General features: G+C 38.7%; 19 protein-coding genes and 1 riboswitch. Of the genes, 8 read left to right on the top strand and 11 right to left on the bottom strand.

All coding sequences use genetic code 11. From position 1 onward, the window contains the following. Window positions 1–20: 20 nt before the first annotated feature. A complete protein-coding gene (locus tag QNH17_RS06770) occupies window positions 21–1,049 on the bottom strand; it encodes a ThiF family adenylyltransferase (protein ID WP_283877985.1) in 1,029 nt (342 codons plus the stop codon). 203 nt (window positions 1,050–1,252) lie between these two features. On the opposite strand from QNH17_RS06770, the gene QNH17_RS06765 reads away from it, so the two are divergent. Next, complete coding sequence (locus tag QNH17_RS06765; protein ID WP_283877984.1) at window positions 1,253–3,085, top strand: aldehyde ferredoxin oxidoreductase family protein; 1,833 nt, start codon at window positions 1,253–1,255, stop codon at window positions 3,083–3,085. 56 nt (window positions 3,086–3,141) lie between these two features. Here QNH17_RS06765 and QNH17_RS06760 read toward each other — a convergent pair whose 3' ends face one another. From QNH17_RS06760 to QNH17_RS06745, 4 genes are all read right to left on the bottom strand, one after another. After that, the gene (locus QNH17_RS06760; protein WP_283877983.1) at window positions 3,142–3,414 is read right to left on the bottom strand and encodes a MoaD-like domain-containing protein; all 273 of its coding nucleotides are present in this window, start codon (window positions 3,412–3,414) and stop codon (window positions 3,142–3,144) included. A gap of 1 nt (window position 3,415) precedes the next feature. Then, the gene (locus QNH17_RS06755; protein ID WP_283877982.1) at window positions 3,416–3,688 is read right to left on the bottom strand and encodes a ubiquitin-like small modifier protein 1; all 273 of its coding nucleotides are present in this window, start codon (window positions 3,686–3,688) and stop codon (window positions 3,416–3,418) included. A gap of 129 nt (window positions 3,689–3,817) precedes the next feature. Continuing rightward, window positions 3,818–4,174, bottom strand: coding sequence for a YisL family protein (locus QNH17_RS06750; protein WP_283877981.1), 357 nt, complete (start codon window positions 4,172–4,174; stop codon window positions 3,818–3,820). Window positions 4,175–4,369: 195 nt separating this feature from the next. Then, window positions 4,370–5,431 carry a TadA family conjugal transfer-associated ATPase gene (locus QNH17_RS06745; RefSeq protein ID WP_481858615.1) on the bottom strand — a complete coding sequence of 354 codons (1,062 nt, stop codon included), beginning with the start codon at window positions 5,429–5,431 and terminating at the stop codon, window positions 4,370–4,372. A 156-nt stretch (window positions 5,432–5,587) separates the two neighbouring features. Further along, window positions 5,588–5,674, bottom strand: a riboswitch (cyclic di-GMP riboswitch). Between the two features lie 234 nt (window positions 5,675–5,908). Between QNH17_RS06745 and QNH17_RS06740 the strand changes: the two genes are divergently transcribed. Genes QNH17_RS06740 through QNH17_RS06715 form a run of 6 tightly spaced genes read left to right on the top strand, consistent with a single transcriptional unit; the run spans window position 5,909 to window position 7,910 of the window. After that, a complete protein-coding gene (locus tag QNH17_RS06740) occupies window positions 5,909–6,130 on the top strand; it encodes a spore germination protein (protein WP_283877980.1) in 222 nt (73 codons plus the stop codon). Window positions 6,131–6,147: 17 nt separating this feature from the next. Beyond that, window positions 6,148–6,378, top strand: coding sequence for a spore germination protein GerPB (locus QNH17_RS06735; RefSeq protein ID WP_283877979.1), 231 nt, complete (start codon window positions 6,148–6,150; stop codon window positions 6,376–6,378). A gap of 58 nt (window positions 6,379–6,436) precedes the next feature. Continuing rightward, window positions 6,437–7,051 (top strand): spore germination protein GerPC, encoded by a 615-nt coding sequence (gene gerPC, locus QNH17_RS06730; RefSeq protein WP_283877978.1) that lies wholly within the window; start codon window positions 6,437–6,439, stop codon window positions 7,049–7,051. After that, window positions 7,048–7,224 carry a spore gernimation protein GerPD gene (locus QNH17_RS06725; protein WP_144553558.1) on the top strand — a complete coding sequence of 59 codons (177 nt, stop codon included), beginning with the start codon at window positions 7,048–7,050 and terminating at the stop codon, window positions 7,222–7,224. The genes gerPC and QNH17_RS06725 overlap by 4 nt, the downstream gene beginning before the upstream one ends. A gap of 5 nt (window positions 7,225–7,229) precedes the next feature. Next, the gene (locus QNH17_RS06720) at window positions 7,230–7,637 is read left to right on the top strand and encodes a spore germination protein GerPE (RefSeq protein WP_283877977.1); all 408 of its coding nucleotides are present in this window, start codon (window positions 7,230–7,232) and stop codon (window positions 7,635–7,637) included. Between the two features lie 54 nt (window positions 7,638–7,691). Beyond that, window positions 7,692–7,910, top strand: coding sequence for a spore germination protein (locus QNH17_RS06715; RefSeq protein ID WP_144553554.1), 219 nt, complete (start codon window positions 7,692–7,694; stop codon window positions 7,908–7,910). 46 nt (window positions 7,911–7,956) lie between these two features. Here the strand turns inward: QNH17_RS06715 and addA are convergent, their stop codons facing one another. The 5 genes from addA to QNH17_RS06690 all read right to left on the bottom strand — a co-directional run bounded on the left by addA (window position 7,957) and on the right by QNH17_RS06690 (window position 17,797). Then, entirely contained in the window at window positions 7,957–11,751 is a 3,795-nt protein-coding gene (addA, locus tag QNH17_RS06710) for a helicase-exonuclease AddAB subunit AddA (protein ID WP_283877976.1), read from the bottom strand. Beyond that, window positions 11,748–15,239, bottom strand: coding sequence for a helicase-exonuclease AddAB subunit AddB (gene addB / locus QNH17_RS06705; protein ID WP_283877975.1), 3,492 nt, complete (start codon window positions 15,237–15,239; stop codon window positions 11,748–11,750). The genes addA and addB overlap by 4 nt, the downstream gene beginning before the upstream one ends. Window positions 15,240–15,608: 369 nt before the next feature. Then, entirely contained in the window at window positions 15,609–16,163 is a 555-nt protein-coding gene (gene lepB, locus QNH17_RS06700; protein ID WP_144553548.1) for a signal peptidase I, read from the bottom strand. Further along, window positions 16,153–16,818: a TVP38/TMEM64 family protein gene (locus QNH17_RS06695; protein ID WP_283877974.1), complete on the bottom strand. Its 666-nt coding sequence runs from the start codon at window positions 16,816–16,818 to the stop codon at window positions 16,153–16,155. The genes lepB and QNH17_RS06695 overlap by 11 nt, the downstream gene beginning before the upstream one ends. Window positions 16,819–16,861: 43 nt before the next feature. Continuing rightward, entirely contained in the window at window positions 16,862–17,797 is a 936-nt protein-coding gene (locus QNH17_RS06690) for an LCP family protein (RefSeq protein WP_283877973.1), read from the bottom strand. 270 nt (window positions 17,798–18,067) lie between these two features. On the opposite strand from QNH17_RS06690, the gene QNH17_RS06685 reads away from it, so the two are divergent. Then, a complete protein-coding gene (locus QNH17_RS06685; protein WP_283877972.1) occupies window positions 18,068–18,433 on the top strand; it encodes a YhjD family protein in 366 nt (121 codons plus the stop codon). Between the two features lie 19 nt (window positions 18,434–18,452). On the opposite strand, the gene QNH17_RS06680 is transcribed toward QNH17_RS06685, so the two are convergent. Beyond that, window positions 18,453–19,055, bottom strand: a complete 603-nt coding sequence (locus QNH17_RS06680; RefSeq protein ID WP_283877971.1) for a competence protein ComK — start codon at window positions 19,053–19,055, stop codon at window positions 18,453–18,455. Between the last annotated feature and the right edge of the window lie 112 nt (window positions 19,056–19,167).

The following is a 19,167-nucleotide window of genomic DNA, read 5'->3' as shown; positions in this document are numbered from 1 at the left end:
CCTTTTTCATTTGAATCCATTTAGTTCCCAATGTATTTGGAATAAAGCAACTTTGCTTTGACCACATCATTAGTTCCATGAATCAATACACGTGCATCTTTAAACACAACAATTGAAGTATCTACATCTGGAGAAAAGCGGAGCAAATAGTCATTTCCCGACACACTGCCACTTTTCTTAAGATTCTCGGCTAACTTTCTTACATCCAATTCGCGTTTATTTCGTGGATTAATTTGGATCGTATTACGCCCGCAAAGTGTTGTATAAGCTATCTGCTGTTCTGAAGATCGATCGAGAAAATCAAATTGATGGTTCACACATGTTGGACAATTAGGATTTCTCCCCTCGGAAATATCCATTTGCAAGGTGGAATAATCCCAAATATCAATTTGTTCTAAATTAGGTGTAGTCTTTTCCCCAATTAATATTTTGATTGCCTCGAGGGCTTGAAATGATCCAATAATATCTGTTAACGGTGACAATACACCAACGGTATCGCAGGTTTCCCCTGTCCCAGTTGGAACATTAGGAAAGAGACAGCGATAACAAGGTGTTTTTCCTGGTATTATGGAAGTAAACATCCCTCTAGAGCTTACAGCTGCCCCATGAACCCAGGGAACTCGATACTTAACAGCCACATCATTGATTAAGAAGCGTGTCATAAAATTATCGGTACCATCTACGATGCAATCCATACCTGTTAATAATTCTTCTGCATTATCAAGGTTTATATCAGCGATATGTGCATCAATGGTAACAGATGAATTAATTTTATTTAACCTTTTTTGGGCAGCGATGACTTTTGGAAGCTGTAAGCTTGCATCCTCTTCATCAAAGAGCGTCTGACGCTGCAGATTTGAAAGTTCAACCAAATCCCGATCAATTAAACGGATATAGCCCACCCCTGAACGGACAAGATGGTTAGCAATCACCGTACCAAGTGCTCCTACTCCCACAATGGCCACTTTGCTATTCAATAATTTTATTTGACCTGTCTTCCCTATCTGTTGAAAAAGAATCTGTCTTGAATAGCGTTCAATTTCACTCATATTACACCTCTTTTCCAAACTACTATTATTTTACCAAATTATTAATTTGTGTTGTTTATAATTTACTAATTTTAAAAGTATTCAAAAAGTTATATAATAAAAATAGGTTTAAGTATAATTTTGGAAGGAATCTCTTATATCATTTTCTAATATTATAAGAGATGCATATCTATTCCTTAAAATTAGAAGTGGAGGGGAAAAATTTGAATCTAGGCGGTTTTAAAAACAAAGAAGTCTTGGTCGATTTAACAAATGGGGTAATAAATTATCGGGCCATCAATGAAGAAGATGCAAAAAAATACATAGGCGGCCGCGGCCTTGGAGTTAAGTATGTGTTAGATAACGGCCCTGAAGTCGAGCCATTATCTGCGGAAAACATCCTATGTATCATGACAGGTCCTGTCACAGGATCACGTTCTTCCATGAGCGGACGCCTTTGTGTTGTCACAAAATCACCTTTAACTGGTACAGTTACAGATTCTCACATTGGTGGATGGACAGCAGCACGTCTAAAGTGGGCTGGAGTGGATAATATTATTTTTTCAGGAAAAAGCGACAAGCCCGTATACCTATTTATTGAAGATGGCAAAGCAGTGCTTCGGGATGCATCTAACTTATGGGGAACTAGCACTAGAGCTTTTATCCAAGCAATGAAAGATGAACATGGAGAATCAGATCTAAGTGTAATGACTATTGGTCAAGCGGGTGAAAACACTGTACGCTTTGCCTCATTTATTAATGAACATGACCGGGCAGCTGGCCGCGGTGGTACTGCTGCAGTTGCAGGCTTTAAAAAGTTAAAAGCGATTGTTATTAAAGCTCCTCAAAAAGGCAATATGCCGCAGCCAAAATTGGATACTGATTACAAAGATGCCAATAAAAAAGCCGTCAAAGCAATCCTTGATGGGGGCTTAACTGCACCTAATAAAGGTGGTTTATCCGTCTATGGAACAAATGTATTAACTAACTTAATCAATGAGGTGGGAGCGCTTCCAACTAAGAATTCCCAACTAACACACTGGGATGAAGCAGAGAAACATAGCGGTGAATATTATAACACGAATTTACGTGTAGCCAATAATACCTGCCATGCCTGCCCAGTTGGCTGTAAAATCGAAGTAGAAGTAAAAGATGGCAAATACAAAACTCGTGTAGAAAGTATTGAATTTGAATCTGCCTGGTCACTTGGTTCGAACTGTTTACTAAGTGATGCGGAAGCGATTTCATATATGATCGACCGTTGTAATGAGTATGGTCTAGATACAATTGAACTGGGTCACTGCTTCTCTGTTACAATGGAAGCTTATGAGAAAGGAATCATTTCAGAGGAATTAGTCTGGGGTGATGCCGATTCTATGATTGAATTAACCAAGAAGATTGCACACCGTGAAGGCTTCGGAGGGATTCTTGCTGAAGGACCAGCACGTGCAGCAGCATCTTGGGGAAAACCTGAACTGTCCATGTCTGTTAAAGGTCAGTCAATCCCTGCATATGACCCACGTGGAATTCAAGGTATTGGACTTGGTTATGCAACAAGTAACCGCGGTGCCTGCCATCTGCGCGGATACACAGTTGCCAGTGAAATTGCCGGTATCCCTGAACCAACTGACCGCTTAAAGCCAGAAGGAAAAGGCGAATTATTAAAGGTATTCCAAGACATGCTAGCATTCTCCGATTCAATGAATATTTGTAAGTTCTCCTCCTTCTCAGAAAACGCAGAGCATTATGCTGAGCAATATAGTGCAATGACAGGAAATCAGCTTACTGCTGAGGATGTAATGAAGGCTGGGGAGAGAATCTATAATCTTGAACGGTATTACAATAACCTAGCTGGATTTAATAAACGCGAGGACGACTTCCTACCAAAACGTTTTACGGAAGAACCAGCATCTGGAAACAGTGCAGGTCATGTAAGCCGAATGGATATCATGCTTGAAGAATATTACCAAGTCCGCGGCTGGAAAGACGGCCTCGTCACAGATGAGAAACTTCGTGAATTGGGTATTATCGATCCTGAAGTAAAGCAAACAGTCTAAGAAAAATATTAATAAAGCTTCTGCCCATAAAGGCGCAGAAGCTTTGTTGATAGAGGTTACCCCCCTATTCTCGTTGTTTTATAGCGGTAATTTTTGATTAATTCATCAAGAGTTTGAGCTTCATTTGCACAAAAACGAACTTTGACTGTATTAACTTTAAAAATTGAAGTAAATGAAATTTCCTCTTCCGAAAGTATATATCCCCTCCAGTTTTCCGCTTCATAAATGTAAGGGAACTTGTCAGTCACTTGTTTGGCACCTAATTCTTCAAAATACATACCTAGATGTTCAATCTTTATCCCACGAAATTCTAAATCTCTTATTTCCATATTACCCACCAGCTACTGGCGGAAATAGAGCAAATTGATCCTTCTCATCCACTTTCGTTTCTAAGTCGTCGAGATGGATAATATTTCTCCCATTTACATAGACATGAACAAATGGAAGCAGTTCCTTTTCTGCTGTAAAGATTTCATCTCTTAAAGACGGAAACATCTCTATCATTTTATCCAGTACATCTATTACTCTTTCACCATCAGGCTGAACATCAACCGTTACTCCACCACAAATTTGCCGGAGATTAGCAAACACTTTTACAAGCATATGGATCCCTCTCCTCTCTACTAATTTCAATATTAAAACCAAACTTAGCAGTTGTCACGTTGTTTATTATTCTTGCGAATATAAAAGACTGTCGAATTGTTCGACAGCCTTTACAAGATAACATTAAAATTATGGGTGTAAAAATGACATTGGCAATCTTCCACCTAGATATAAAACAAGAACCCATGCAACAACAAACTGAATCCAAAATACAGAAGTTCTTCTGTTATTAGCCACACGGCTAAGAATCATTTCGAATAATCCGATTACCCAAAGTCCGACAACCGCTTTTAAAACATACCAAACATCAATTTTGTAAACCGAAAATAAAAGCCCTGCACCTGTTGCAATAATAAGCAAATATAATACTCGTAAAATCATTTTAACAACTTTTGCACCTTTTTCTTTTCCACCCTTATGTAAAAAAAGTGCCACAACAAATAGAATTAATGCTAAAAGCCATGCCGTAATATGACCGTGAATCAATATAGTTCCTCCTTATGTATGAAATTTCATTTAATTCGAACCTTATCATACCATAAACAGTTAATAAACACGAAAAAAAGTAAGTCAAATATAGTAACAAACATAGGAACACAATCTATCAATTATGGATTTAACTTTATTAAAAAAGGCTGAACCCTATATCCAATAGGAATTCAGCCCTTAAGTATTCATAAATTAATGCCATTGCACTTTATTTTCTTTAAACAATGACGCCGGAATATGAATCCCTGATGCCTCTAGGCGATCATAAAATTTTGGGCGGACACCAGTCGGTATAAGTTGTCCAATAATTTTCCCCTCAGAATTAAGTCCTTTTTGTTTAAAGGAAAAGATGTCTTGCAGAACGATATTGTCTCCTTCCATTCCTTGAACTTCAGTAATATTGATAATTTTCCTTGTTCCATCCATTAAACGGGTTTGCTGTATAATCACATCGATTGCACCGGCAATTTGCTCTCGTATGGCTTTAATCGAATTATCCATTCCTGCTAAAAGGACCATTGTTTCCAAACGGCTAATCATATCCCTTGGACTATATGAGTGCCCTGTAGCAAGTGAACCATCATGGCCAGAATTCATTGCCTGAAGCATATCAAGCGCTTCTCCACCACGGACTTCTCCGAGAATAACACGGTCAGGTCTCATTCGTAACGATCTCTTGAGAAGCTCCCGAATCGAAATGGCTCTTTTACCTTTTATTTCGGAAGGTCGTAGCTCTAGTGATATTACATGCTCCTGTCCCAACTGAATCTCGGCTGCATCCTCAACGGTTACGATCTTTTCTTCATCTGGAATAAAATTAGAAAGGGCATTCAGAGTGGTTGTTTTACCAGACCCCGGGCCACCGCTAACAAACATATTCAACCGGGCTTTCACGCATGCATCTAGAAAAAATGCCATTTCCTCTGTCACTGTCCCAAAGTTGATTAAATCTTCAATTTGGTAGGGATACTTTGAAAGCTTCCTGATAGTAACGGCTGGTCCATTTAATGCAAGGGGAGGAATGATTGCATTAACACGTAAGCCATCAGGCAGCCTAGCATCTACCATTGGCGAACTTTCATCGATTCTCCATCCAAGCGGGGTAAGAATTCTGTCGATCATAGCCATGACATGTTCATTGTCACGGAATTGTACTGATGTTAATACCAATTTCCCTTTTCGTTCACAGTACACCTGGTTAGGTCCATTTACCATAACCTCTGAAACATCTTCATCTAAAATAAGGGGATTTATGGGTCCAAAACAGGTTAAGCAGTCGATTAGTCTTCACCTCCGCGAAATAGAAATAGCCCCGCCTTTACCAAAGGGGGGATAAAATTCATAGATTATCCATAGATACATAGAACACCTATGCACACATAGAATAACCATTATGAAACACCCTAATCTTTCGGTAACTGGCTGGCTTAGTGCACATGCACCTTAGCCCCTTTAGCTTTGCGTCACTGATTTTCATCAGGTTTGCCTTTATCGAGAAACAGTGTTTATTTCCGACTGATCTCTTAATCCTATAATAGTCCCTTTTTCAATTATCGAAAATCCTACCAATATATCATTTTTTGACGAAAGTAATAGTTATTTATAACTATTTTCGCTTATTTTCTTACAAAATAAATAACTACTGATTTCAATTTATTTAGGCGAATCAATCACATTACCTTTGCCTATACATAGGATGTAGAAGATACTATGAAAAAAAGGGTGTTGAAAATGCCAGCAATTGTTGGAGTTGCGCAGGTCATTACACTTGGCAGCAGTTCTGTTTTCCATATTGGCGATGTATATAAAATCATGCCATTTTCTACCGCAAAAACATTTTCTGGCGCTGGTTCCTTTAACACTGGGGATAGCTTACAGCTTCAAAATAATGTAAGTTCCACCAACACAACTGATTCAGATGTTTACGATCAAGGGATTGCACTAAATGCTTAATGAATGGGTGATTTTAAATGAACTTTTATATCCAGCAGTCCATTCAGATTAATTTCATTAAAATTGGCGGGATTACCAATTCCTCAGTCTTACAAATAGGCAGTGCTGGGATTATTAAACCTACGGCTCATTTATATAATACTGGCGGATTTACTGGACCTGCACCACAAACAATCAAATCTTCGGGCTCTTTATTAGGGACACCAGCAGTCCCCCTACAAGCCTCGGTAAGAAAACCGGATAAATAAGCCGCCTATCTTATGAAAATCGATACGTTTATTGGCGAAATAATTGTGAGGTGATTACATGTATCAGGATTATTCCCAATATCTTCAATGGCTACAGATGTGTATTCAAGCTCAGGAGCAGAGAATTCTATCTTTAGAGAGCACTCTCCAAAAAATGCAAGCAGAAATCAAACAATTATGTGAAAAACAGGCCATCCATGTAGACAAAATTGAATATAAATTTGATCAACTAAAGGTAGAGACACTTGAAGGAACGTTAAACATTGGTCTAAATCCATCCGAATTAGCAGGAATTGAAGATTTTGCGGTCCAAAATCAATCCTTATCCACCCCAATCTCACCAAAACATCAAATGCAAAGATCAATGAAAATTGAGGAAGCCATTTATAGATATTTAGAATCGGATTTACCACCGATCGTGGAAGCTACTCAGAGAGAATTGAACGTTCTACCAAATGACGAGTATTTAGCATTCATAAAACAAGACATCATTAAACAGCTTCCGAGTAGGATCGAACATCATTTAAACACCAAATCCTCGGACAATCGCACGATTGAAGATGCCCCGTCAGATGATTTAATTATTGAAGCATTAAAGAAGGAAATTCAAAATGGGGTAATGGTTTTTTTTAGTAATTTACCTGATAACCTGAAAGGGATGCATACGGAATGAACTTTGTAGTTTATAACCGCGAACTCTTTGTCCAAAACATAAAAATCACTGGGGTGTCAAGTTCCTCGTTAGTAATGGTAGGCGATACAGAGACAATCCAGTTAGCCTCTACTTTTGATACCCCTGCGGAATCATTAATTATTGGTCCTTTTGTTCCGCTATCAGTGGAGTGAACAACATGCTGCAGAGAACCTCTTGTGTAGACACGATTAATATTAAAATCGTCTCTTTTTCCTCTACGGTACAGTTAGGGGATTCCTGTATTATAAATAGTCTTTCTAGAGCACTCGCGGTCCAAAGGGAGGAAGAAGTGTTCTATGGAAATGAAGGGAATTTATCCCCTTACAGAGTCTATTCTGAACCAATACCTTTTCTTCCTATTAATGAATCTTTCACATACTCCCGTCAAAATCCAAACCCTTTAATTAAGGTTGGCCGAATTGATATTACGGGGATATCTTCATCTTCCCTCTTGCACGTTGGGAGCAGCCGTCATGTTTCCATGGAAGCTAGAATTAAGCATATTCGACAGTTAGGTCCAAGTCCTAGAAATGAAGAAGACGAAGGAGAACAAGGACAACAATAAATGCATAAGTTACTCTTAAGGATATAACTAAGTTTACTAAAAAGGATGTTTGGTATGCCAGCGATTATCGGTCCCGTCCAAATTGTTAACGTAGGTGGCGGTATTGTGCAATTTGGCGATACGGTGTATATCTCTCCAAAGAGTGCCTCTAAGGCAAATGCAGGCTCAGGTGCATTTAATACCGGTGGATTCATCGTGACGAATTCGGGATTAAGTGGTACAAATGTACTTGATACGAAAGTAGTCGATCAGCCAATTGTGGGTAATAATTAAAAAAATGACATAAACCACAAGATGGTCTATGTCATTTTTTATTGAATTAATCCTTCTCAACCTTCAAAATATGAGCCCCGTCAAAGAAAAACAAATACCTCTCATTGACCTTTCTTTTCCAGATTTGTTCAATTGCACGGGTATATAAGTTAATTTGCATCTTGTAGCGGTTTTCAAGAATTATCTTAGCTTGTTCAAACCCGCCTTTATAGCGATCAGTTATCCGATCTGACTTATAATCCACCAAAACCAGCCCATCTTCATCCTCTAAGATGCAGTCAATAATCCCTTGGACAAACACAGATTCATCTTCCTCGTTCCAATTAGGATACACATCACGAGCATGCATGGAAAGTGTAAATGGAACTTCTCTGTTGATTGTTTTAGCAGTAAAGTACCTTTGCCCCAAATTGGAATCAAAAAATTGAATAATCAAATTTTTATCGATTACTGCAGCCTGTTCGGGGGTTAATAATTCATTATTGATCATCCATGTTAATTGTTCCTGAAGCGATTCCTGATTCACTGGTTTAGTTAAATCAACGTGTTGCATGACCATATGCATAGCAGAGCCTCGTTCGGCCGGGCTTAATTGCTTTTCCTGCATAAATTTAGGTCGTTTTACGATTGATTTTTTTAAATGGTTTACAAGGTCGGTCCCACTTTGTTCATCTGCCATTTCCCTTTGGCGCTTTATTTCAGAAACCGATTGTTTCGAACGATGGCTTGCTGCATTCGTAAAAGAATATTCCCAATCTAAGCGGGACTTAATTTCTTCAGCGAATGGTGACGTAGTCTCGACAAGTTCACCTTTTTGCACACGTTCAAGTAGTTGATTTTCTTCTATATCTTTTTCTGTTTCATTCTGCTTCACCTCTTCAGCACTTAGCAAAGAAATTTTCCATACGGAAGGGTGATTTGTGATTTCCTCAGGTATAAGGGGATTTATTGTTTCATTAACCCTTAATTCGTTACTGTTTTGATGGCGAACAAGGGCAGGACCAATCCAATCAATATAGCTTGAAACTGCTGCCCGTTCGTAATCTTTCAACAGCCATTCTGTATTAGCTGCAACATCATTCCATTGATCAATTTTTTTCAGCGCATCTTTTAATGTTGCGGTTAGGTAAAGTTTTTCCTTAGCCCTAGTCATCGCTACATATAAGACACGCATTTCTTCGGCGAGCATTTCCATTTTCTTTTTTCGCTTAAAAGCAATTTGTGGTAAGGAAGGGTACGAAATTCTTTTTTCTGCATTTACATACTTAGAAGCAAATCCATATTCTTTATCCAACATATATGGTTTACGTATATCAGCCATATTAAAGGTTCGAGCCATTCCTGCCATGAATACGACGGGAAATTCAAGCCCTTTGCTGCTATGAATAGTCATAATTCGGACAACGTCCTCTTGCTCTCCAAGTGACCTTGCAGCCCCGAGATCGTCTCCTCTTTCCATCATTCGTTCAATAAACCGTAGGAACCGGAACAGACCACGGAAAGAAGTATGTTCATATTGCCGTGCTCTATCATATAGTGCACGCAGGTTTGCCTGTCGCTGCTTTCCTCCCGGTAAGCCTCCGACAAAATCATAAAACTGGGTATCTCTGTATAACTGCCAAATTAACTCAGACAAAGATCCCTGTCTTGCCATAGAGCGCCATTCTGTTAAAAAGTCATAAAAGCGGCGCAGTTTTTCGTAAAATCCAGCCGTATTTTCAGCTTGTTTACTCTTACAAAATGCAGAAACTGCTTCCCAAAATGAGCCTCGTTTCTGATGAATGCGGATTATTGATAGTTCCTCCTCGTTCAACCCAACGATGGGGGACCGTAATACAGCCGCAAGGGGGATGTCTTGGAATGGATTATCAATAACACGCAGGAGTGAAATCATAATGGCTACTTCCGTTGCGTTAAAGTACCCCGTTGAGAGGCTGGCATATACGGGAATCCCTTGCTGCTTAAATTCTTCAATGATCTGCGGCGCCCATGTCATCGAACGGAGCAGTATAACTGTATCCCGATACATGAGCGGCCGAGTAGATTTCGTTTTTGGATTATATACTGGTGCTCCAGTAGCTACTAATTCCTTAATTTTAGATGCAATAACCCTTGCTTCGAGTTGGGATTGTTCCAGTCCAACTGCATCAAATTCTTCCAGTTCCTCCTGTGCACCTGCCTCACTTTCAGATGTCTCAGTTGATGATTCCCTTTCTTCAACGTTTTGGTTAATAAGCAGAAGTTCAACCGGAAAGGGTTCATCTTCGGGATAGGGTGCACCTGCACGTAACTCTGCCGCCTCGTCATATTCGATTTCACCAACCTTGACACCCATAATTTGTTTAAATAAATAATTGGTAGCATCGAGTACTTCACTTCTGCTTCGGAAATTTCGTGCTAAATCAATACGTAATCCCGTTGACTCTCCGTCAACTTTAAAGCGGGTATACTTGCCTAAGAAAAGGTTTGGCTCGGCCAATCGAAAGCGGTAAATGGACTGTTTAACATCTCCGACCATAAACATATTTCCATTGTGCTCTTCTTTCTTCGTTACAAGTTTCAGGATGGTTTCCTGCACCATATTTGTGTCTTGATATTCATCACAATAGACTTCTTTAAAATGCCTTTGGTATGCGAGAGCCGCTTCCGATGGAAGAAATTCACCCTCGGTTGAGATTTCCTTTGTCAAAATGCCAAGGCAGTAATGTTCTAAATCTGCATAATCGACAAGTCCTTTTTCTCTTTTCACCTTTGCAAACCGCTGGGAAAATTCCTTCACAAGATGAACCAATGTTTCTATTAATGGCCGCATCTCTTCCATATCACGTAAAAAGCTCTCAGGTTTTCGAGAGAATAATTCCCCTTTTATATCTTGAATTTTTTTCTTTGCTTTATCGCGGAGTTTTTGGGCCTTCTCCGTTAGTTCTTTATCAAAGTGATCACCTTTCACTTGTTTTGCCCGTGAAAAAGACCAGGTCATTAATGCTTGATAAAGTGTTTCCCAAGAGTCCTTTTTCGCAAGTAGAAGAGTATCAATTACCATTAAATCATCTAGAAAATTTTCGGCTCTTGGAGCTGGTCCGCCTGGGAGCTTCGTTACTTCCAGCCCCCGGTTTATCATTTCTCTAGCCGCTTCTAATTGTAGTTCAATATCAAAAAGCAGGTCCTGTATAAAGGGAAGGTCCTCTATATTATGAATCGATGAAACATCATACATATTTATTATTGACCGTAAATATTGATCTGGCTCTGGATTTGAGCTAGCAAAATCGTAAATAGACCGAACAATATCCATTAAAGCAGCATCGCTGCGGTCATTAGTGAATGAATCCACCAGGTTAAAAAAGGTTTCATTATCTTTTTGGCTATATTCTTCTTCAAATAACTCGTCCATCACTTCATCTCGGATTAATTGCGCCTCTGTTTCATCAGCAATTCGAAACCCTGGGTCTACGTCGATTAAGTAATAATATTTTCGGATGACTTCCATACAAAAGGAGTGAAGAGTTGAAATAGATGCTTTGTTTAATAAGCTGAGCTGTTTTCTTAAATGGCGAGAACTTGGGTCCGCATCAATAGCTTTTTCTAGCGCCTCCCCTATTCGATGCCGCATCTCAGCTGCCGATGCATTCGTAAAGGTCACTACTAATAATTCATCAACATCAATCGGATCTTCCTTTGAAAGAATTTTTTGAATGATTCTTTCCACGAGGACAGCCGTCTTTCCGGAACCAGCCGCTGCCGCGACGAGTATGTCTCTATCTTTTGCCATTATTGCCTTCCATTGGTCATCAGTCCATGTTACATTTTCTGGCTTGGGCGGAATAGCAATCTTACTCATGATTCTCGAACCTCCTTTCTAATCAACTCTAGTACATCTTCCTTCGAGTGTGGTGTGAGAACACGGAATTGATTAGTTTCAATGGCCTCGTCAAATTGACAAACTGATTTATAAGAACAAAATGTACAAGGTGTTTTATCCTTTAATTTATATGGTGCTATATCAATCTGACCATCAATTATAGCGTTACCTGTTTTTAGATATATTTTACGGACATAAGTTTTCAGGTCATCAAACTCTGATAGACTGGCAACTTTTGATTTTTTAGATAAATTCCCATCTTTTTTTATGCCAGCCGCAATAATTTGTGAATCACCCGATTCAAGTGTTTTGTCCATAAGCCGGATTACATTTTGATCACTTACCATTAATCCATTCATCTTAAATTTTTTCATCATTTCCTTTTCGATTTCATCGATCGTCAACATTTTGGTTGTATTAATAAAAGGATTATGAACATGGAAATAGAGAACACCTGCGGGACTGGCTTTCATCTCTACCAATTCATTTGAATGTGTCATGACAATATCAAGATATGTTAACATTTGCAGCGCAAGACCATAATACACTTCACTAAAATTGACATCCTTTTCACTTGACTTGTAATCAATTACTCGTAAAAAGACGCTATCATCTGCTGCTTTTGCCTGATCGACTCGATCAATTCTACCAGCTAACTCCATACGTTTCCCATTTTTCAATGAGAATGATAATGGCGGCAGTTTTCCATTTGGTCCAAATCCTAATTCCAAACCAATCGGTGAAAAACCACTCACTTTAGCATGCTCACTTAAAACAACAGAAGCACGGGTAATAATTTGTTCTAATTTCCTTTTAATATAATGATGTCGCTCTGAGCTTAATAATATTTCGTTTTGCAGTTTAGGAGCTAATGTCATGACGGCTTCTTTCGAAAGCTCTTCACATTGTTTCCTTGAAAGCTCAGCCCATGAAAGGTTTTGTTCATTGACAATATCCGCAATCTGTTTTAGGGCAGCATGAAACAACTCTCCGATATCAGGAGCCTCTAACCGATATACTTGGCGATCCCGGAGCTTTAAACCATGCCCGGCAAAATGAGAAAAAGCACAGGAGTTATATAGTTCCATTCTGGAAACACTAGCTTGAATTGCTTCGCCATATAATTCATCTGCTGTCTCTTTAGAAAGTTTTACCGTTGGGTTCGTATAAAACAGGCTAGAAAACACTTTTTGGGCCTTGTCCTTCCCTGAACTCTCAAGATAGTAGTTATAAACATCCCACCAAAGATCAGAAATAGGGTAACCTCGTTTTTTCCATTGCAGTTGGGAATTGAGGTAAGACAACGTAGTTGTAAAATTTGAAATAAAACTTAGTTGACTCCGTTCCGAAACTTGTGATGGATCTGAAACGTAGAAAAGCTCATTTGCCTCTGGAAACATATCTTTTAGTCTCTTAATATACGAAGAAGGAATTAGCGCTTTTCCTTCATCATTCGCAAGTGGATAACACACAAAAAGGACTTCAGATGGTGCAGTAAAAGCTTTATAGGCTAGATAGTTTTCATCGAGCAAGCGTGTCCTGCTGCTTGGTGCGATATTGACCCCAGCTGCCAAAAGCATTTCCCTGTCTTCATCCGAGAGGATCCCTTCATCCGATATTTTTGCAGGCAATATTCCTTCAGTGACACCCACCACAAAGACAATTTTTATTTCATTCAGCCTTGATTTTTCTAAATCCCCAACCAAAACCTGGTCAAGTGCAGGTGGAATAAGTGAAAAATGTAAGGATTCAAAACCTGACTCTAACACCGCCGCAAATGCCTTTAATGGGACTGGCTCATCCCCAAGTATTTCAACATATTGATCGAGAAGATCGATGACAGCATTCCAGACTTGTTCGTGCTCACGCATATTTACCAAATTACCCTTTTCCTCGGCATCTGCCTTCCACTTTTCAAGCTTGGCTGGGACATCCAATTCTTCTAGCAATAAATAGATGGCTTCGCAGAGTTTTCGTCCTGAATCGGCTTTTTTCAACCTTCTTGATAGACGTAATAACGGCGCAGTAATCATCAGTTTTAATTCATTTAACTCTTGTTCCATCTCTTTTTCCGCATCGGTTTGAGAGTTAACCTCTAATTCCAGCCCTCTAATGCGTCGATAGCTCCAACGATCTTTTTTCGTCCATTTACTTCCGTTTATTCCGTATGCTAGACAATAATTTTCTAGTTTGTCCATTCTCTCGCGCATTTTAGCGGTATTTTCCTGAAGGGGGAATAATAATTCTGTCTTAATCACTCTAAATACCGGTTCATAGCGCCAGTAAGAATTAATCACCTCAAGACTGGATCGAATTAATTCAATTAAAGGATGGTTAAGCATCGTCCTTTTTTGGTCAATAAAATAGGGAATCTGATAATCGTTGAAAACTGGTTCAACAATCTCATGGTAGTCCCCCCCATTTCTGATTAACAATGCGATATCCCGGTACCTGAAACCCTTTGTTCTGACAAAATCACGAATCTCTCTGGCAATCCCTTCAATCTCTGCTCTACGGTTTACTGCTTGGCAAATATTAATTTGGGAATTATTCAAATATGGTACTACTGGCCGCGTATCAAATTTTTCTTCCAGATGACGCAATGATGGCTCAGCCCATTTTTTTTGCTCTTTTAAAATGACTGACAATTCCATCTTGATCCCATTTGCTTTGGCTATATCATAAATAGAAAAGCATGCTCCACCAGCCAAACGGAACAAATCAAGTTCATCAGGGGCTGTATCAAATGATAAGTGATCGGTTGTTAGTGCAATTGAAACAGTTTGGCAATGTTTCATTAATTCCACCATTACCCGATATTCCTGTGGTGAAAAACTATCAAAACCATCAATATATATTTCTGCATCTTTTAAATAGGTTGAATGGGACACTTTCTCCGCTAAGAGTGTAAAGTAATCCTCTGAATCGATATATTTACCAAAAATTTCATCCTCAAACCTTTTATAAATAATTTCTAAATCTTTAATTTTATCATTTAAGGCATTGGCCGCTGTTGCATCACCATTAGATTGGAATGCGCTTTGAATTAACTCCTCTGGTCTAATACAATATCGTTTAAATTCAGTGATCATTTGCTCAAGCTGTTTGATAAATCCAGTCTTATCGGCAGCACGCTGAAAAAGCCCTAGCTGCTCCTTTTGCTCTTCAATAATTTTGCGAATGAGCATGCTCATCCCTACACTGCTTAAATGGATTCGGCTAATCCCGCCTGTTTCTTGCAAGATCCGCCACGCTAGTCGTGAAAAACTATATACTTGAGCGCGGATCATTCCGCCGATTGCTGGGTCTGTTGCCAAGCGATATTCAGATAAAAAAGTCATCTGTTCAGGAACGATGTAAATGATCGGTGTGCCTTCTGGTTTTTCCAGAAGCCGCTCCTTTATTTCTTCTATAAACATTGCTGTCTTTCCGCTTCCTGAACGCCCGATTACCATTCTTAATGACATGTAAAAACCTCGCTTTCCACAACCACTCTTAAATTTTATATCTCCCATTCTATCATAAAATAAGCACAAACGTTTGGAATACCCATGTACAGATTCAAGCCATAATTGGTAAATTCTACGGTTTTAAGACAAGGCTGTGTTAAAGGTTAATGTTGATTTTGGCACTCTGTTGATTGCAGTGGAAGGCACGAAGACTCCTGCGGGAGTACGGGTCAGGGGAGACCCCGCAGGAGCAAAGCGACGAGGAGGCTCCCCGGCACGCCCGCGGAAAGCGAAGTGCCTGGAACGGAAATTAACAGACAAGTTTAACACAGCCTAAAACAAAAAAAAACACGATTCTTCATCGTGTAAGTGCCTTCATCTCAATATTTAAAAATGGACGTCCATTTCATTTAATGGCCAGTAGCGTAAATCAACTTTACCAACGACTTGACTTGCCGATATAAAACCAAATTGTCGGCTGTCCCAACTTCCTAATCGATTATCACCAAGGACAAATAACTTTCCGTCAGGGACAGTATTTTCACCGGTAATTTCTTTTAAACTGAAATCACCAGTAATCCTTATTCCAGGGGATTTTTGTTTGTACACATTTAAAAATGGTTCATCATACTTATGCCCATTAATATACAATAGGTCATCTCGATATTCAATCTTGTCTCCCGGCAGGCCGATGATCCGTTTTACAAAATCCTCTTTTTCATTGGCATGAAAAACAATCACATCGAATCGATTCAATTCCCCCACTTGATAACCCAGCTTATTAACTACCAGCTTATTTCCATCCTGGAGCGTTGGCATCATTGATTCGCCTTCGACTACATAATTTGAAAAGAAAAATGTACGAATAAAAGCAAAAATAATGATTCCAATCGCAAAAGCCTTAGCCCACTCCATGCCTTCCTTTTTCCATTCAATCTTCATTAACGCTCCTCCGTTTCTCCTGCTTATAGTTTCTATCTATTTCACCATTATGGTCAGTTTCCGTGCTCTTATTCATTCGGCCTTCAATTCTTTTACCAACAAACCAAAGAATGAATATAATAAGCAATACTACAACAGTCCGAAGAGGCTTCGTCAGCAATGACTGGATATCATAGCCCACAAAACTAATTGTGAATATCATCACCATCTTCCCGATACACACAGCTAACATGTATTGGGCAAGACGAATTTTAGAAAGACCTGCAACTATGTTCACTACAGCTGAGGGGGTAAATGGAAAACATAGCAATAAAAAGAGGGGGCCGAATCCATGACAATCCAGCCAATCCATCAATTTACGAACCTGCGGGTGCTTTGGCAAAAAAGATAATAACCTTTGCTGCCCATACCTTCTGACTAGTAAAAATACGAGTATCGCCCCAATACAGGCTCCTAGCCATGAATATAAAAATCCAAACCAAAGTCCAAAAGCACTGGCATTAGCCATTACAAATAAAAACAATGGGAGAAATGGCAAAAATGCTTCAATGACAATAAGCATTATGCCAGGTATGGGGCCAAGGGCTCGATATTCCCGAATTAGATTCATTATATGTTCAAGCGTAAACCAAGCTCTTAATGATTCAATGTCCATCCTATTTCTCCTCATTATTTTTACGAATTAGCAATGCCAATGATTACTTTGTGATAAATTGATGAAGTGCCTCTTTATTCTTTTCAACATTGATATCTAATACGGCTCCTTCCCCAGCTATACGCGCATCCGAATAGCTATTTTCAACAGGAATTCGTAACGTATCAATATTTCCACGATCACTTGAAAAGAAATCCTTTGCCATAAATGTTATGTCTGAAGTTTTCATATTTGTATTTACGTAAGGCGTCACCACTCCAATCAGTTTAGGGAGCTTTGGAATCGTTTGCAGTCCCATCAATTGATCCCCGATAGCCTTAACCGCCTTTTGTTGACGTTCTACCCTTCCAAAATCCCCAATAGCATCATGACGGTAACGGACATAACCAAGCATTTCCTCTCCATTTAATTTTTGCAGACCTGGCTCTAAAGTTACATCAATATTTTTTGACATTTTTTTCTCTACATCGATCTCTACCCCATTAGGGAATGCTTCATCAATAAGTTGCACAAAGCCTTGAAAATCGACAATGACATAGTATTGAAGGTCAATATCAAAATTTTGCTTAATCGTTTGCCTCATTAATTCTGGTCCACCGCGTGCAAATGCTGAATTAACCTTATGTTTACCATGTCCTGGAAGCTCAAGGTAACTGTCCCTCATAATTGAAGTTAGTTTAAAGGTTCCTTTGTCTTCATTATAATGAACAATCATGATTGTATCTGCTCGAGACTTTTCTTTCCCTCTTGCATCACTTCCAAGCAAAAGGATATTCGTTCCCCCATACTGATCCTTTTGCCCTTCGAAAGTATAGACAACATTTGAAGCCTTTTTATCAATTTTTTTTAGTGATTGGTTAACTCCTTGCTTGTATTGATAATAAGCATAGCCCGCTACCGCCCCAATTAGCAGTAGGAATACTAGTAAAACGGATGGCCATCGTCTCTTTTTCTTCACTTGATGTTTATCAGATCTCATTGATTATCACCTATTCATCCATGTTTTTTATGCTCCTATTTATATGACCGTTTTTTCTCTTTAGGGGTTTCTTCATTTAATTCATTTTCCCCTATCAGATATCCTTCTATTAATAAAAACTTTCTCATATAATAACTGATTATTTCAATAAAAAAAGCTCGCCAAATGACGAGTTTTGTTTATGTTAAGTCCTATTGCTTTTAATGTTCCTTTTTTGTAAAATGAAGAAGAACGTTTGTTCTCATTACTATGAAAGGTGTGACTAAAAAAATGACCAGAATCCCCGAAGATGATCGAGACATAATGGAGAAGGCAATGTATTTGCCAATGGTTCTAATTATCTTAAACCGGGATTTAACCGTTGTCGAAAACAGCCCTTTTAAATTAAAACAACCCTATTTAGATTTGATTGAGGAAACGATGAAGGAAATACAGAAGGAATTGACGGAAGTAAAACATTATATGAAAAAAAATAAACTTCAGGTAATTGAAACAAAACGGGACGATGCTTTTACTTTATACAGGTTTATCTATAAAGGCTACGAAGAAAACCATAATTACTTTAACCCAAGGATACGAAATAAGGTCCAAGAAATAATGGATGCCTATTTATTAAAAAAACATCTGTCCCGTTAATTGTTAGAAATAAGCAACCTTACTTTGGATCCTTCGAATAGGCATCGTATTCTAGGGAGCTTTCCGATGCATTTATCAACTGGGGTCCATTTGCCTTATTAAAGAACTTTCTCCCATTACTTTCTATTCTTTGCATGAGCTTTGTTTTTAATAATGAAGTTCTTAACATCTGTACTTCTATTGTACTTACTGGAACTTGAAGTATATGTGATTTTTTGTTACGGAAAGTGATCATTGTCTTTTGTGCGGCTACGCGGCGATAACATTCCACATGTTCAAATGCTATCCATATACACTCAGGTTTAAGCGGCGAAACTGTAGGAAAAAAATAGATGTGGTAAGTTGGTTCAATGATGATTGAGAGTTTTCGGAAATAACCAATTAGTTGCCGTGTTCCTCTTTTCCTGCTTTCGTAATCGACACCATAATAATTGCAACTTTTTTTAATTAGATCCAAGGGTTTAAAGGGTAACAAGAATTCATCTTCTACTTCCACTACACGCGAGTAAATTTTACTACCATATACCACTGGTTCTACAAACATCGTACGTGAATTGATTTCATAATCTTCGATCTCGGTTTGCTTCAATCCATTCAACTCCTTTTTCATCTTATCCATCATATCTTAACACTCCTTGTTTTTTATTCCCTTACTTTTCTGAACTGTTCCTAAATTATTCACAAAATTTAGGCTAAATAAATATTTATCTGAAAATTATAAAAACCAATGATAT

This window comes from Neobacillus sp. SuZ13 (genome assembly GCF_030123365.1).
Classification (GTDB): domain Bacteria; phylum Bacillota; class Bacilli; order Bacillales; family Cytobacillaceae; genus Neobacillus.
Note: the sequence above shows the minus strand (reverse complement) of the source record. Positions and strands in the feature narration are given on the sequence as shown.

What these genes read in the sequence shown, in the direction of transcription:
- lepB (WP_144553548.1), bottom strand. Translation starts at nt 16,163, where the DNA reads ATGAAGATTGAATGGAAAAAGGAAGGCATGGAGTGGGCTAAGGCTTTT.
- QNH17_RS06770 (WP_283877985.1), bottom strand. Translation starts at nt 1,049, where the DNA reads ATGAGTGAAATTGAACGCTATTCAAGACAGATTCTTTTTCAACAGATA.
- QNH17_RS06720 (WP_283877977.1), top strand. Translation starts at nt 7,230, where the DNA reads ATGCTGCAGAGAACCTCTTGTGTAGACACGATTAATATTAAAATCGTC.
- QNH17_RS06760 (WP_283877983.1), bottom strand. Translation starts at nt 3,414, where the DNA reads ATGGAAATAAGAGATTTAGAATTTCGTGGGATAAAGATTGAACATCTA.
- QNH17_RS06725 (WP_144553558.1), top strand. Translation starts at nt 7,048, where the DNA reads ATGAACTTTGTAGTTTATAACCGCGAACTCTTTGTCCAAAACATAAAA.
- QNH17_RS06755 (WP_283877982.1), bottom strand. Translation starts at nt 3,688, where the DNA reads ATGCTTGTAAAAGTGTTTGCTAATCTCCGGCAAATTTGTGGTGGAGTA.
- addB (WP_283877975.1), bottom strand. Translation starts at nt 15,239, where the DNA reads ATGTCATTAAGAATGGTAATCGGGCGTTCAGGAAGCGGAAAGACAGCA.
- QNH17_RS06685 (WP_283877972.1), top strand. Translation starts at nt 18,068, where the DNA reads ATGACCAGAATCCCCGAAGATGATCGAGACATAATGGAGAAGGCAATG.
- addA (WP_283877976.1), bottom strand. Translation starts at nt 11,751, where the DNA reads ATGAGTAAGATTGCTATTCCGCCCAAGCCAGAAAATGTAACATGGACT.
- QNH17_RS06680 (WP_283877971.1), bottom strand. Translation starts at nt 19,055, where the DNA reads ATGATGGATAAGATGAAAAAGGAGTTGAATGGATTGAAGCAAACCGAG.
- QNH17_RS06740 (WP_283877980.1), top strand. Translation starts at nt 5,909, where the DNA reads ATGCCAGCAATTGTTGGAGTTGCGCAGGTCATTACACTTGGCAGCAGT.
- QNH17_RS06690 (WP_283877973.1), bottom strand. Translation starts at nt 17,797, where the DNA reads ATGAGATCTGATAAACATCAAGTGAAGAAAAAGAGACGATGGCCATCC.
- gerPC (WP_283877978.1), top strand. Translation starts at nt 6,437, where the DNA reads ATGTATCAGGATTATTCCCAATATCTTCAATGGCTACAGATGTGTATT.
- QNH17_RS06715 (WP_144553554.1), top strand. Translation starts at nt 7,692, where the DNA reads ATGCCAGCGATTATCGGTCCCGTCCAAATTGTTAACGTAGGTGGCGGT.
- QNH17_RS06735 (WP_283877979.1), top strand. Translation starts at nt 6,148, where the DNA reads ATGAACTTTTATATCCAGCAGTCCATTCAGATTAATTTCATTAAAATT.
- QNH17_RS06695 (WP_283877974.1), bottom strand. Translation starts at nt 16,818, where the DNA reads ATGGACATTGAATCATTAAGAGCTTGGTTTACGCTTGAACATATAATG.